Source organism: Pseudomonas sp. LP_7_YM (assembly GCF_004364435.1).
In the GTDB taxonomy this organism is placed as follows: domain Bacteria; phylum Pseudomonadota; class Gammaproteobacteria; order Pseudomonadales; family Pseudomonadaceae; genus Aquipseudomonas.
Genome location: NZ_SOCT01000004.1, coordinates 210,054 through 223,486 on the forward strand (window position 1 = coordinate 210,054; position 13,433 = coordinate 223,486).

The 13,433-nt window shown below is 59.4% G+C and carries 13 protein-coding genes; 6 read left to right on the forward strand and 7 right to left on the reverse strand.

Going from position 1 to position 13,433, the window contains the following annotated elements; translation table 11 throughout:
• The first annotated feature begins 24 nt into the window (after positions 1 to 24).
• From EC915_RS12720 to EC915_RS12745, 6 genes are all read left to right on the forward strand, one after another.
• Complete coding sequence (locus EC915_RS12720) at positions 25 to 657, forward strand: TetR family transcriptional regulator (RefSeq protein WP_133750885.1); 633 nt, start codon at positions 25 to 27, stop codon at positions 655 to 657.
• A gap of 291 nt (positions 658 to 948) precedes the next feature.
• Complete coding sequence (gene ureE, locus EC915_RS12725) at positions 949 to 1,449, forward strand: urease accessory protein UreE (RefSeq protein ID WP_133750886.1); 501 nt, start codon at positions 949 to 951, stop codon at positions 1,447 to 1,449.
• The gene (locus tag EC915_RS12730; protein WP_133750887.1) at positions 1,446 to 2,150 is read left to right on the forward strand and encodes an urease accessory protein UreF; all 705 of its coding nucleotides are present in this window, start codon (positions 1,446 to 1,448) and stop codon (positions 2,148 to 2,150) included. Before ureE ends, EC915_RS12730 begins: the two co-directional genes overlap by 4 nt.
• A 63-nt stretch (positions 2,151 to 2,213) precedes the next feature.
• Positions 2,214 to 2,828, forward strand: coding sequence for an urease accessory protein UreG (gene ureG / locus EC915_RS12735; protein WP_133750888.1), 615 nt, complete (start codon positions 2,214 to 2,216; stop codon positions 2,826 to 2,828).
• Positions 2,829 to 2,854: 26 nt separating this feature from the next.
• Positions 2,855 to 3,442 carry a HupE/UreJ family protein gene (locus tag EC915_RS12740; protein ID WP_133750889.1) on the forward strand — a complete coding sequence of 196 codons (588 nt, stop codon included), beginning with the start codon at positions 2,855 to 2,857 and terminating at the stop codon, positions 3,440 to 3,442.
• A gap of 366 nt (positions 3,443 to 3,808) precedes the next feature.
• A complete protein-coding gene (locus tag EC915_RS12745; protein WP_133750890.1) occupies positions 3,809 to 4,945 on the forward strand; it encodes an AGE family epimerase/isomerase in 1,137 nt (378 codons plus the stop codon).
• 66 nt (positions 4,946 to 5,011) lie between these two features.
• On the opposite strand, the gene EC915_RS12750 is transcribed toward EC915_RS12745, so the two are convergent.
• The 7 genes from EC915_RS12750 to EC915_RS12780 form a co-directional block, all read right to left on the reverse strand.
• Entirely contained in the window at positions 5,012 to 5,785 is a 774-nt protein-coding gene (locus EC915_RS12750) for an SDR family oxidoreductase (protein WP_133750891.1), read from the reverse strand.
• 778 nt (positions 5,786 to 6,563) lie between these two features.
• Positions 6,564 to 7,280: an ABC transporter ATP-binding protein gene (locus EC915_RS12755; RefSeq protein WP_133750892.1), complete on the reverse strand. Its 717-nt coding sequence runs from the start codon at positions 7,278 to 7,280 to the stop codon at positions 6,564 to 6,566.
• Complete coding sequence (locus EC915_RS12760) at positions 7,277 to 8,152, reverse strand: ABC transporter ATP-binding protein (RefSeq protein WP_133750893.1); 876 nt, start codon at positions 8,150 to 8,152, stop codon at positions 7,277 to 7,279. The genes EC915_RS12755 and EC915_RS12760 overlap by 4 nt, the downstream gene beginning before the upstream one ends.
• A complete protein-coding gene (gene livM, locus EC915_RS12765) occupies positions 8,149 to 9,447 on the reverse strand; it encodes a high-affinity branched-chain amino acid ABC transporter permease LivM (RefSeq protein WP_133750894.1) in 1,299 nt (432 codons plus the stop codon). Before livM ends, EC915_RS12760 begins: the two co-directional genes overlap by 4 nt.
• A gap of 2 nt (positions 9,448 to 9,449) precedes the next feature.
• On the reverse strand, positions 9,450 to 10,364 hold the full coding sequence (locus EC915_RS12770) for a branched-chain amino acid ABC transporter permease LivH (RefSeq protein ID WP_133750895.1): 915 nt from the start codon (positions 10,362 to 10,364) through the stop codon (positions 9,450 to 9,452).
• Positions 10,365 to 10,546: 182 nt separating this feature from the next.
• Positions 10,547 to 11,680 carry a branched-chain amino acid ABC transporter substrate-binding protein gene (locus tag EC915_RS12775; protein ID WP_133750896.1) on the reverse strand — a complete coding sequence of 378 codons (1,134 nt, stop codon included), beginning with the start codon at positions 11,678 to 11,680 and terminating at the stop codon, positions 10,547 to 10,549.
• A gap of 356 nt (positions 11,681 to 12,036) precedes the next feature.
• Positions 12,037 to 13,320 carry an FAD-binding oxidoreductase gene (locus tag EC915_RS12780; protein ID WP_133750897.1) on the reverse strand — a complete coding sequence of 428 codons (1,284 nt, stop codon included), beginning with the start codon at positions 13,318 to 13,320 and terminating at the stop codon, positions 12,037 to 12,039.
• Positions 13,321 to 13,433: the final 113 nt, after the last annotated feature.

Below are 13,433 nucleotides of genomic sequence, written 5' to 3' on the forward strand. Positions count from 1 at the left end.
CTTTCTTCAGATACCGCACACCCCATGCTGCCCCGCGCCGAACAGAAACAGCAGACTCGCCATGCCCTGCTCGATGCAGCCCGGGGGTTGATGGAGAGTGGCCGCGGTTTCGGCAGCCTCAGTCTGCGGGAAGTAGCGAAGACTGCAGGCATCGTGCCGACAGGCTTCTATCGCCATTTCGACGACATGGATCACCTGGGTCTGGCACTGGTCAGCGAAGTCGGCCAGACCTTCCGTGAAACCATTCGTCTGGTGCGGCGTAACGAGAACATCCACGGCGGGATCATCGACGCCTCGGTGCGAATCTTCCTTGACGTGGTGGCGGCCAATCGTTCGCAGTTTCTGTTTCTGGCACGCGAGCAATACGGCGGCTCATTGAAAGTGCGTCAGGCACTCGGCGCGCTGCGCGAAGCGATCATCGCAGACCTTGCGACGGATCTGGCTTCGATGCCCAAATTCCAGCACCTGAACACCGATGACCTGTCGGTGATGGCGGATCTGGTGGTCAAGAGCGTGTTCGCCATGCTGCCTGAACTCATCGACCCGCCGCCGATGACGCTGGCCGAGCACCTGACCCCACGGGCCAAGATTACCCAGCAACTGCGCTTCATCTTCATCGGCGCCAAGCGCTGGCAGGGGTTGGGGAGCACTGAGTAGTGAAGGCCTGATCGCATGGTTGCCTCGTTACGCTGACCCGGGCCCCGGGTGTTCACGAGCCGTGACCCCTATCTAAACTGAGATGCATGAGTCGCTCCGAGCACGCTCACTCTTCACCCAGATGTGCGCCCCATTTCAGCGCACTCTTTGCTGCGCTGCACCAATAAAGAACAACCTCACGCCCTACCATCAGTCACCTCTGCTACGTCCTCAGGCAATTGCTGACTAAGCTGTCAGTTGGCAAGCCACTTGCTCAGGCTTACACATCGCACAATTGCTGGAAGTTTTCCGATGCTGGTGATTCATCAACGAATCGAACCCCAGGCCACTTGGGCCGCCGAGCTGCATTTGAATGTCGAAGCACGCAGCAAGAGCCGTCTGCGCTGTTTCAGTGCCGATGGCGAAGACGTGGGTCTGTTTCTGGAACGCGGTCAACCACCGCTGCGCGATGGGGAATTTCTCAAGGCTGAAGACGGTCGGGTCGTGCGCGTCGTGGCCCGCCCCGAACAGTTGATGCACGTCACCTGCAAGAATGCGTTCGAACTGACACGCGCCGCCTATCACCTGGGTAACCGGCATGTTGCGCTGCAAGTCGGCGATGGCTGGCTACGACTGCTTGACGACTACGTGCTTAAGGCGATGCTCGATCAACTGGGCGCGATCACCGAATCCATCGAGGCACCCTTCCAGCCGGAGCACGGCGCGTACGGCGGTGGCCATCATCACTCGCGCGCAGGGGAAGAAGACTTCAACTACGCGCCGCGCATCCACCAGTTTGGCGTACACAAATGAACAAGGCCTGGGCGCTGCTGCGTCTGGCCAGCCCGCAATTGCCGATCGGTGGTTACAGCTACTCGCAAGGCCTGGAGATGGCAGTGGAGCAATCCATCGTCACCGATTCGCCCAGCGCCGCTCGCTGGATAGGCGACCAAGTGCTGCTCAATCTCGCTCGCTTCGAAGCTCCGCTGCTGCTGGCCCATTGCACAGCGGCAGCGGAAAACGATTGGGCGAGATTGCGGCAACTGAGTGAGGAACACCGCGCCAGCCGGGAAACTCGCGAGCTGCATCTGGAAAGCCGGCAGATGGGTTATTCGCTGAAGCAGTTATTGAGCGGTCTGCCTGAGCTGGACCCACCTGCACGGGACTTTCTTGAGCGGCTCGGCCTTGAGCAGCCTGGCGCACAACAAATTGACGAGCCGCATCTGGCCCTGGGATGGGCGCTGGCTGCTCGCGCCTGGCAAATCAATCCACAGGATGCCCTGGCTGCCTGGCTCTGGAGTTGGCTGGAAAACCAACTGGCGGTGCTGATGAAAACCCTGCCGCTGGGCCAACAGGCTGCACAACGGCTGACCAGCGAACTGACACCTCTGTTGCAAAGCGCTCAACAGCACGCCATTGAGCTTGACCCGGAACATATCGGCAGCGCCCCGTTCGGCCTGGCGTTGGCGAGCATGGCCCATGAACGCCAGTACAGCCGCCTGTTTCGGTCCTGACTGCTTTTATACCGGCAGCGGCAACACCACGAACTGCACAAGAAGATTAAAGGAGAGCATTTCATGAACAGCCAACCTCTGCGCGTCGGTATCGGCGGTCCGGTCGGGTCCGGCAAGACGGCCCTGACGCTTGCCCTGTGCCTGGCGCTGCGCGATCGCTACAACCTCGCCGTGGTGACCAATGACATCTATACCCGCGAAGACGCTGATTTTCTGGTGCGCAATGAGGCCCTAGCGCCCGAGCGCATCATTGGCGTGGAAACCGGCGGCTGCCCGCACACAGCGATTCGCGAGGACGCCTCGATCAACCTTGAAGCCGTGGACCAGTTGAATCGCCGATTTGCAGGGCTTGACCTGATCATCGTTGAGTCGGGCGGTGACAACCTTTCCGCGACGTTCAGCCCTGAGCTGTCGGACCTGACGATTTACGTGATCGACGTTTCAGCAGGCGACAAGCTGCCACGCAAGGGCGGTCCGGGTATCTGCAAATCCGATCTGCTGGTGATCAACAAGATTGATCTGGCACCGCTGGTGGGTGCGTCGCTGGAGATGATGGATCGCGACACTCGAAAGATGCGCGGTGACAAGCCATTTGTGTTCAGCAACCAGAAAACCGGCCATGGCCTTACGGACATCGTTGCCTTTATCGAACGCCAGGGTCTGCTGACCGCCGCCTGATTTCATTTACTAAGGAAAGACCATTGATGAAGTGCAAGAACATCTCGGGCAAACACGTTTTTGGCGCGCTGGCGCTGTTGCTGGTTCCGGCGCTCGCCTTCGCCCACCCTGGGCACGATGAAAGCGGGCTGGTGGCGGGTATCAGCCACCCATTGGGCGGCCTTGATCACCTGCTGGCGATGGTTGCCGTCGGCCTGTGGGCGGCGCAACAGAAAGGCGCCGCGCGCTGGGCCCTGCCTTGTACATTCGTCGGCATCATGCTGATCGGCGGGCTACTGGGCTTTGAAGGGCTGGAACTGCCCGCGCTGGAAAGCGGGATTGCGGCTTCGGTGTTCGCACTTGGCCTGGCCGTGGCGCTGGCTGTGCGGCCGCCGTTGTTCGTGGCAGTCGCTGCGACTGCGCTGTTCGCGATGTTTCACGGCGTGGCGCATGGGCTGGAGCTGCCTGAGATGTCCAGCCCCTGGGGTTACGCACTGGGCTTCGTTGGCGCCACCGCTGCGCTGCACGCCGCCGGTTATGCCGTGGTGCGTTTGCTCCCCGCGACGGCTGCACCGGTTGTACGGATTGCCGGAGCATTGTCAGCTGCGACCGGCGTGTGGTTGTTCGCGGGCTGAACAACGGCTTGAATTTGCGCATGCCTCTTGACTCCTGTGGGATCGATCATCAGCGAGACGGAAATACAGTCGATAGCGATAGGTCGGCTGTACAAGCCCATCGCGAATGAATTTGCTCCCACAGGTATTCAGCGGTGTCTTTCAGGCAACTCAACGTAGCCTGACACACCGCATTTGCCACTGTCGCACAGCCCCAGCCGCTGCCACAGGTTCAACGGCGCTCGCGCTTTACGGCTTGACGCGGTCCGTTGACTGCTAAAGCATTATCGGCATTTCATCCAATGCAGATGCGCCTCTGACTGACTCAACCTCCCCGCCGCCTGCTACCATGTCGCGCCATTTGCCTCATTGCTGCGACGACATCCGATGCCTGACGCTTCTCTCAACGCCGCCAAGTCCCAACTGTCCGCCGTGTTCTCCACTGTGGAGCATCACTTCACGACGGTGATCGTGCCACTTTGGCAGGGGCCAGGCTGGAATGCCGAGATGGCGTTGCCTTACGAAGCGCTGGGCGCGCAACACCAACCGCTGGCGCCACAGCGTTATCGGGCCATGGCGTGTGCGCGGCAGCTGTTCCTGTTCTCCAGCCTGATGGGGCACCCGTCCTTCCCGGATGCGCAGGTACGTGCGTCCGCGCTGTTCCGCTCGCTGCAACAGCATTTCCACGATGCCGAGCACGGCGGGTGGTACTACAGCATTGATCCACAGGGCGCCCCGCTCGACCGCCGCAAGGATCTCTACACCCACGCTTTTATCATTTTTGCCTGCGCGCATTACTGGGCGAAAGTGCGTGAGCCGCTGGTGGAATCGGTGCTCAGCGCTGCTTTGAACGTCGTGGCCGAGCGATTTGCCGATGGCGACGGTCTCTATGAGGCCGTGCTGAACGAAGACTGGTCGTCACTCGATGCAGGACCGCTGCAAAACCCGCTCATGCACCTGGCTGAGGCTTTTCTGGCGACACTGGAAGTGCGCGAAGACGCCGACACCTTGGCAGCCCTGGATGCCTTGGCAGAAGCCATGCAGCGGCGCTTTGTCGATGTCGAACACGGGGTGATGCTGGAGAAGCCGCTCGACGCTGTGGATAACTGGTCCGAGCCGGGGCATCAGTTCGAGTGGTTCTATTTGCTGGAGTCCTCCGAACACCTGCGCGGCACACCCCTGCATCGCTCGCTGACCAGCGCTTTCGCCCGCGCACAGACTCAGGGGGTCGATGAGGCTTGCGGCGCGGTGGTCGCGATGCAGGAAGTAGATGGGTCGGTGAAAGACGGCACCCAGCGCATCTGGGCTCAGGCTGAATACCTGCGCGCGTTGACCCTGCGTCCTGACAGTCAGGCAACGTTGGCCCATCAGTTGAACGCGTTGCAGCAGCGCTTTCTGCATCCGCACGGCTGGCACGAATGCCTGGACAGGGAGGGCCACATCAGCCGCAGCGACATGCCCTCAACCACGCCTTATCACCTGGCGACCTGCTATATCGCGCTGGCGGAATACTTTAAGACCTGACCCAAGCATGCAGGAGCCAGCAACGCCGGCCCCTGCAATCATGCGCTACGCTGCAACGCCAGCCTGTTACTTGGCCTCACTGCGCGAACGATCAATCGAGAAGCCCGCCCAGGTCTGGCTCACCGGCATCAGTTCCAGGCTGTTCACGTTGACGTGAGCCGGCGTGTTCATGATCCAGAAGATGGTCTCGGCAATGTCCTGTGGCTGAATCGGCTCGGCGCCGGCGTAGGTCGCGTCGTACTTGGCCTGGTCGCCGCCGAAACGCACCAGCGAGAATTCGCTCTCGCACAGACCTGGCTCAAGGTTGGTCACGCGCACGCCAGTGCCGACCAGGTCGTTACGCAGGTTCAGCGAGAACTGGCCGACAAATGCTTTGGTGCCGCCATACACGTTACCGCCCGGGTACGGATAGTTGCCCGCAACCGACCCGAGATTGACGATGCTTGCCCCGCGACCGTAGGCGATCAGCCGCGACAGCAGTGAGCGGGTGGTGTAGACCAGCCCTTTGACGTTGGTGTCGATCATGGTGTCCCAGTCATCCAGATCGCACTTGGGTGCCGGATCGATACCCAGCGCCAGACCCGCGTTGTTGATCAGGCCGCGAATCTTCGCGAACTCGACTGGCAGGCCTTCCACGGCTTTCTCCACGGCGGCACGGTCGCGTACGTCCAGCGTCAGGGTGTGCACCCTGGTCTGTTTCGACAGCTCGGCGCTCAGCGCCTGCAGACGATCCTCACGGCGCCCGGTCAGCACCAGTGACCAGCCTGCTTGTGCAAAGCGTCGCGCGCAGGCTTCGCCAAACCCGGAAGTGGCACCGGTAATGAACACGGTAGAAGTCATGTGGTTCTCCTGACTGAATACGGGCTTACGGATAAGCGTGGATTAACGCAAACGTGTTGCGTGTAGGAAGGTTCTGGAGAATGCCCGCGCGAACAACTCTGGATCAAGCCCCAAGCTAATAATCGTCAAACCAGGCGCTACCCTCCACCCGCGCTGATCAAAAAACATACAACTTGATCAAAGCCTTATGGCCCGTGGCCTGGACGCAGTTTTGCCCACGTTATCCACAGTCAGACCCACAAAAAACGGGGGCAACCTGAAATCGCGCAAGCCGCGCCATGCGAGGCCTGCAAGCAAATCTCGCGCTGATTTAGCTTGACCAGGCCCTGCGTATCTGTAGGCGAATCAAGGCCTCATCTTGTTGAAGCACAGGATCCAGCCGACAACCCCAGAGATTGCGCTATCCGCGGCGGTCTTTCCAAAGGTTGCACACAGAGTTATCCACAGGCCAGCCCCCAGGCAAAGCTGTATAAAAAACCAGCCCAAAAAGCGTTGACAACCGGGCTCAAAATACCGGCCGAACCTGCTGATCAATTATTAACCACGTTGCTGAACAGCACGTATAACGGGGCCTGTAGCCAACTGCCACCAACTTATTCACAGTCAGTTCCACAGTAAAACTGAACAAGTCAAAACAGTGACAAAACAACCATTTGCAGCGGCTATATGTCGCGCTTTGAGAGCAGCCCAAAATTGTTTTCCACAATTTCGCTCCGCAAAAAAAAAGCGCCCCGTGTGTTATCCACCGGAGCGTTTCTTTGCGAATACTGCGAGAGGGTCAATGCCCACCGAGATAAGCGTTTCTAACCTCCTCGTTGGTCAATAACTCCTGACCCGTGCCCGTCAGTCGAATCTCGCCATTGACCATCACATAAGCCCGATCCGACAGCTTCAGCGCATGGTTGGCGTTCTGCTCGACCAGAAAGATCGTCATCCCCGTCTTCGCAAGTTCGCCCAACGTGGAGAAGATCTGTTTAACGATGATCGGTGCCAGCCCAAGGCTCGGCTCATCCAGCAACAACAGCTTTGGCCGGCTCATTAGTGCACGGGCGATGGCCAGCATCTGTTGTTCACCGCCAGACATGGTCATTGCCCGCTGGTTACGGCGCTCCTTGAGCCGCGGGAACAGTTCGAACATACGCTGCATGTCTTCGCTGGCGTGCTTGTCTCCAATTGGGATCGTGCCCATCATCAGGTTCTCTTCCACCGACATGTCGGGGAACACGCGGCGGCCCTCAGGCGACTGCGCAATACCGTTGGAAGCGATGTAATGCGACGACTTTTGGGTGATGTCAGTGCCCTGGTAGATGATCTGCCCGCTGGCGGCCCGTGGCTGACCAAAAATCGACATCAACAACGTCGACTTGCCAGCGCCGTTGGAGCCGATAAGGCTGACGGTTTCGCCTTCGTCGATATGCATCGAGACTTTCTTCAGGGCCTGAATCGGCCCGTAATACACGTCGATCTCTTTCAGTTCGAGGATCGGTTGACTCATACCAGCTCCTCTTCATCAGCACCCAGATACGCGGCGATCACCTTCGGGTCATTGCGGATCTGCTCCGGCCTGCCTTTAGCAATCACATTGCCATGGTCGAGCACGACGATGTCGTCGGAAATCCCCATGACCATGCCCATGTCGTGCTCGATCAGCACGATGGTCATGTCATGGTCGTCGCGCAGGTGACGGATCATGCTGCTCAACGCTTCGGTTTCCTGGGGGTTCAGGCCGGCCGCAGGTTCGTCCAGACAGATCACCTGTGGGCGTGTGCACATGGCCCGGGCGATTTCCAGACGCCGTTGCTGACCGTAGGAAAGCTCACCGGCCAGGCGGTTGGCGCAATCCACCAGGTCCACCACTTCCAGCCAGTAGAAAGCAGTGTTCATGGCGTCATCTTCGGCCTTGCGGTAGCCCTTGGTGTTGAAGATCCCGGCGAGCATGTTGCGATTGACCCACATGTGCTGAGCCACCAGTAGGTTCTCGACGACCGACATTTCCTTGAACAGGCGAATGTTCTGGAAGGTGCGCGCCAACCCTGCGCGGTTCACCAGGTGCGTGCCACCGAACATCTTGTAGAACAGACGGCTACCAAAGCGTTTGGGCGAGGCGAAGTCGCTGGCGCAAAACTGCTCACCAAGCAGCTGAATGACGTCGGTTTTCTTGCCCCGCGCATTCAGTTCGATGCGCCCACCCGTGGCCCTGTAGAAACCAGTCAGGCAGTTGAACACGGTGGTCTTGCCTGCGCCGTTGGGCCCGATCAAGGCGAAGATCGAGTTGCGACGCACCTGCAGGCTAACGCCGCTGAGGGCTTTGATACCGCCGAAGTGCATCATCAGGTTCTCCACAGAGAGAACGATTTCATCACTCATCTTGCGCCCTCCACCTTGGCCAGCATGCCTTTGCGTGGCTGAACGCCGGTGCGGCTGATGCGGATCAGGCCGCGTGGACGCCAGATCATCATCAGCACCATAAGAATGCCGAACAACAGCACTCGATACTCGGCGAAGCTGCGCAGCAATTCAGGGGCTACGGTAAGCACGAATGCGGCTATCACCACGCCCAGGGTGGAACCCATGCCGCCCAGTACGACGATGGCAAGGATCAGCGCAGATTCGAAGAAGGTGAACGAGGTCGGGTTGACGAAGCCTTGATAGCTGGCGAAGAACACCCCGGCCAGGCCGGCAGTGGACGCGCCGATGGTGAACGCCGAGAGTTTGACCAGCACATGATTAAGGCCCATCGACCGGCAGGCGATTTCGTCTTCGCGCAGGGCTTCCCAAGCGCGACCCACGGGCATGCGGGTCAGTCGATGCTTGACGTACAACACGGCCAGCACCACCAGAAACAGCACGGCGTAGATGAAGATGAATTTCAGGTTCGGGTTGTATTCGAAGCCGAAATACTCGTGGATCGGCACCCCGCCGTCTTTGGCGCGACGCCCGAACTCCAGGCCGAAGAAGGTCGGCGCGGGCACTGCCACGCCGTTCGGACCGCCGGTGAACGACATCCAGTTGTTGAGCACCAGACGAATGATTTCGCCGAAGCCCAGGGTCACGATAGCCAGATAATCGCCATGCATGCGCAGCACCGGGAAGCCCAGTATGCAACCGGCCAAGGCCGCAGCAATGGCCGCTAATGGCAATGCCGACCAGAAACCCAGGCCCAGATACTGATAACCCAGCGCCAGACCGTAGGCGCCGATGGCGTAAAACGCCACGTAACCCAGATCGAGCAGACCGGCCAGGCCGACCACGATGTTCAGGCCCAGGCCCAGCAGCACATAGATCAGCCCAAGAATGACCACGGTCAGCACGTACTTGTCGGCAAACACCGGGAAGATCACGGCGACCAGGATCATCAATGCAATGATCAAGCGCAGACGCGTCTTGTAGCCCGGTGGCAGTACATGCACGCCAGAGCCCGAGCTCTCGAAGCTTTGAGCGATGGTGATGCCTCTGGGCGTTTGCAGGAACAGGCTCATCACAAAACGACCGACCATCACCACACCGACCAATACGGCCACGCGAGTGGGCTGCGTGTTGAAGCCGTAACCTTCCAGCACGATACCGACGATAGGACCGAACACGATCAGCGCCAGCAGGCCGGCAATCACTGCGTCGATCAGGCTTTGTTTGACATCCATGGGTTTGACAGGAGCAGACATGGTTATACCTTCGCCACGAGTGGGCGACCCAGCAGGCCTTGGGGACGAAAGATCAGAATCACGACCAGCAGGCCGAAACTGAACACGTCTTTGTAGTCGGAGTTGATCAGACCGGAGAATTGCGACTCGGCGACCCCCAGGATCAACCCGCCCAGCATCGCGCCGGGCAGCGAACCGATACCGCCGAGTACCGCTGCGGTGAAGGCCTTGATGCCAATGACGAATCCGGCGAAGAAGTCGAAGGTGCCGTAGTTCAGGGTAATCAGCACCCCAGCCAAAGCGGCCATGGCTGCACCGATGACGAACACGTAGGAGATGATCCGGTCGGTGTTGATGCCCAGGATCGAGGCCATCTTGCGGTCCTGCTGCGTGGCGCGGCACATCCGGCCCAGCTTGGTGTATTTGATGATGTAGGTCAGCACGCCCATGCCGACGAACGCGGCAATCAGGATGAAAATCTTGGTGTAGGTGATTTGTACGAAACCACTGCCGACGTCAAAGCGCATGGCGCCTTCGAGCAATGTCGGAACGCCTTGCTGACGCGGGCCCTGAGCGATCTGCGCGTAGTTCTGCAGGATCAGGGAAATGCCGATAGCGCTGATCAACGGGGCCAGACGTGTCGAGTTACGCAATGGTCTGTAGGCTACGCGCTCAATGACGAAGCCGTATACGCCGGTCACCACGATGGTGAAAACCAGTGTGCCGAGAATCAGGAAAGGAAAGGACTCGATACCGAAGAACGACAGCACGGCCAGGCCGATGGCTGTGAGATAGGCAGAGATCATGTACACGTCGCCGTGGGCGAAGTTGATCATGCCGATGATGCCGTAGACCATCGTGTAACCGATGGCGATCAGGCCGTAGACCGAACCGAGGGTCAGGCCATTGACCATTTGCTGCAGGAAAATACCATCCATCACGCACGCTCACGAACTTGAAAGGCCAACCTGGCGCGCGCCGGCTCTCTCCTCGTGAGAGACAGCGGCACGTACGCGCTGGCAACAGAAGATCCGATGCTGCGCGGGCAGCATCGATTACCGGTCGGGACCGCTTCGAGGTTCCAAGCCAACGAAACGCCCCAACCGACTAGGCGCTCGACTTACTTCTGCTTTTCGAGCTGGTGGTATTTGCCATTCGCGTCCCATTGGTAAACCACGTAGTCGGAAACCTTCAGGTCACCTTTGGCATCCCAGGCTTTCGTGCCCATGACAGTGCTTATGTCGTGGGATTTGAGGAACTTGGCGGCGTCTTCGCCTTTGTTCGACTTGGCGCCGTTGAAGCCAGCGGCCAGGGCCTGAACAGAAGCGTAGGCGTACAAGGTGTAGCCTTCAGGCTCGTAACCGGATTTGCGGAACTGCTCGACCACTGCCTTGCTGTCTGGCAGCACGCGCGGGTCGGCACCGAAGGTCATGTACACCCCGTCGACGTACTGTGCGCCGCCTGCGGTGGTGACCAATTCGTCGGTGACAACGCCGTCGTCGGACATGAATTTCACGTCCTTGAGACCTTGCTCGCGCAGTTGGCGTACAAGCGGACCGGCCTCGGGATGCAGGCCGCCGAAGTACACAACATCGGCACCCACACTGCGAATTTTGGTGACCAGAGCGCTGAAGTCTTTCTCGCCGCGGGTCAGACCTTCTTCCAGCACAGGCTTGACGCCGCGGGCAGTCAGCTGCTTGGCGGTTGCATCAGCCAGGCCTTTGCCATAGGTGTCCTTGTCGTTGATGACCGCGATTTTCTTGCCTTTGAGCACGTCGACGATGTAATCGCCAGCGACCACGCCCTGCTGGTCGTCACGACCGCACATACGGAACATGGCGTCATAACCGCTTTCGGTTACCGTCGGGTTGGTGGAGCCTGGCGTAATCGCGATGATGCCTGCCTCGTCATAGACTTTCGACGCTGGAATGGTCGATGAGGAACAGAAGTGACCCACCACCCCGGCAACCTTCGCCTCGGACATCTTGTTGGCGACCGCTACGGCCTGTTTTGGCTCACAAGCGTCGTCACCTTGAACCAGGACGATTTTCTCCCCGTTGACACCGCCAGCGGCGTTGATAGCGTCAGCAGCTGCTTGAGCGCCCTTCATGTACTGCAAACCGAACGAAGCATTGGCACCCGTCATAGGGCCTGCGACGCCAATCTTCACGTCAGCCTGCACAAACGTAGCCGCCCCCATTGCAGTAGCGACTGCGAGTGCCAGAAAGCCTTTCCTGTAAAACGTCTGCGACATGAGTTGGTGCTCCTAGGTTTTTTAATTAGCACTGCGACCGCCCGTAACCCGTGAGCAAGTGGCGTGCCATCGGTTTTTTATTCTGAAAAAAGTCGTGACTTTGGTGTTATTCGACTGTTCCGAGCCCTTTTTCACTGGGCGTGCAACCCTCTAAACCGCACAAGGTGCAACCACTGGAATCAAAAAGAGCAACCTCCACCGATAAACCTCGCAACCATGCCCGACCGGCCTGTACAACCCTGTTGTTACAGCCTGCGTCACCGAACTGCACACCCTCGGTGCGCAATCGCTACGGGACGCACCATGTGAGGCTAATACCTGCGCACATCAGCGCAGATCAACGAACCAACACCCTCTCAGACCACCACTCGAAGGCACTGTCCGGCGTGGTATAGCGAAAAGCCAGCCTCATGCAAGGCGCTACGCAAGCCGATGGCGGAGAGTGGCTGCATGGGAGTGAACGGAACCGGCAGCGCATGCGTGTTACCGCTGCACAGGTAATCCGCGAACGCCTTGCCAACGACAGTACCGGTGGTATTGCCGCGCCCGTTGTAACCGGTCATCGCGACCAGTCCTGGTGCAGGCTCGTACATGCGCAGCAGGTGATCGGGCGTAAAGTCGATGCAGCCGGTCCAGGTGCAGTCCCACTCGACCTTGTTCAGGTAGGGGAAGTAATGCCGCTGCACGCGGTCAGCCCAGGCCTTGAGGAACCAGGCCGGCTTCTGATTGCCGTTGCCCAGACTGCCCAGCAAGAGGCGCCCATCGGCATCGCGACGAATGCTGCTCAGGACCTGACGCGTGTCCCAGGCGCCTTGGCCACCAGGCAGAATCTGCCGAGCAGCGTCTTCGGTGAGCGGCACTGAAGCGACCTGGTAGTAATAACCGGGGAAGAAACCGCGGCGAACGTCGGTCCACTGCCCTTCGGTGTAGGCATTGGAAGCAATGACCACTTGATCGGCAATGACCGAGCCATGCTCGGTGATCACGCACCAGCGCTGGTCCTGGCGCTCCAGACGCTTGACCGGCGAGTGATCGTAACGCTCGCCGCCGAGCCAGGTAACGGCAGCGGCAAGACCACTGGTGTAAGCCATCGGGTTGATGGTGCCTGCTCGGTGGTCGAGCAGTGCCGAAGTGATTTCCTTGGTGCCTGTGGCTTGCTGGCAGGCTTTGCCGGTGAGCAGCTCGATGGGCGCATCGCGACGGCGCCATTGTTCTTCGCGGCTGCGCAGGTCAATTTCGCCCTTGACGTTATGCGCCATGTGCAGCGTGCCCTTGCGCGTGGCCTGGCAGTCGATGGCGTATTTTTCTATGAGGCTGAAAACCAGAGACGGGGCATTGCCAAGCATGCTGTTGAGCTGGCTGCCGACTTTTTCGCCGAAACCGGCTTCGATCTCGTCGGGCGGGATCCACAACCCGGCATTAACCAACCCCACGTTACGTCCCGAGCCGCCCTGCCCAGTGCGATGAGCCTCGACAATGGCGACCTTTTTGCCTCGTTCGAGCACATGAATCGCCGCCGACAATCCCGTGATGCCCGCGCCGATGACGCATACATCAACGGTCACCTCCCTGTTTAACCCTGGCGCTTGCGGCCTTTGCGGCGTCAGCGTTTCCCACAGACATTCTCCGCGTAGCGGCATCGCAACACCTCGGAAAGAGACAACGATGATTCAAATGGACTGACCGATCGTTCCTGCACTGCGCTTAGGAGCGCATCCAGTGATGCTCTGCGTCACACACCAGCAGACGCAGA

Coding starts and splice junctions, on each gene's coding strand:
- EC915_RS12720 (WP_133750885.1), top strand. CDS start 25: ATGCTGCCCCGCGCCGAACAGAAACAGCAGACTCGCCATGCCCTGCTC.
- ureE (WP_133750886.1), top strand. CDS start 949: ATGCTGGTGATTCATCAACGAATCGAACCCCAGGCCACTTGGGCCGCC.
- EC915_RS12730 (WP_133750887.1), top strand. CDS start 1,446: ATGAACAAGGCCTGGGCGCTGCTGCGTCTGGCCAGCCCGCAATTGCCG.
- ureG (WP_133750888.1), top strand. CDS start 2,214: ATGAACAGCCAACCTCTGCGCGTCGGTATCGGCGGTCCGGTCGGGTCC.
- EC915_RS12740 (WP_133750889.1), top strand. CDS start 2,855: ATGAAGTGCAAGAACATCTCGGGCAAACACGTTTTTGGCGCGCTGGCG.
- EC915_RS12745 (WP_133750890.1), top strand. CDS start 3,809: ATGCCTGACGCTTCTCTCAACGCCGCCAAGTCCCAACTGTCCGCCGTG.
- EC915_RS12750 (WP_133750891.1), bottom strand. CDS start 5,785: ATGACTTCTACCGTGTTCATTACCGGTGCCACTTCCGGGTTTGGCGAA.
- EC915_RS12755 (WP_133750892.1), bottom strand. CDS start 7,280: ATGAGTCAACCGATCCTCGAACTGAAAGAGATCGACGTGTATTACGGG.
- EC915_RS12760 (WP_133750893.1), bottom strand. CDS start 8,152: ATGAGTGATGAAATCGTTCTCTCTGTGGAGAACCTGATGATGCACTTC.
- livM (WP_133750894.1), bottom strand. CDS start 9,447: ATGTCTGCTCCTGTCAAACCCATGGATGTCAAACAAAGCCTGATCGAC.
- EC915_RS12770 (WP_133750895.1), bottom strand. CDS start 10,364: ATGGATGGTATTTTCCTGCAGCAAATGGTCAATGGCCTGACCCTCGGT.
- EC915_RS12775 (WP_133750896.1), bottom strand. CDS start 11,680: ATGTCGCAGACGTTTTACAGGAAAGGCTTTCTGGCACTCGCAGTCGCT.
- EC915_RS12780 (WP_133750897.1), bottom strand. CDS start 13,320: ATGCCGCTACGCGGAGAATGTCTGTGGGAAACGCTGACGCCGCAAAGG.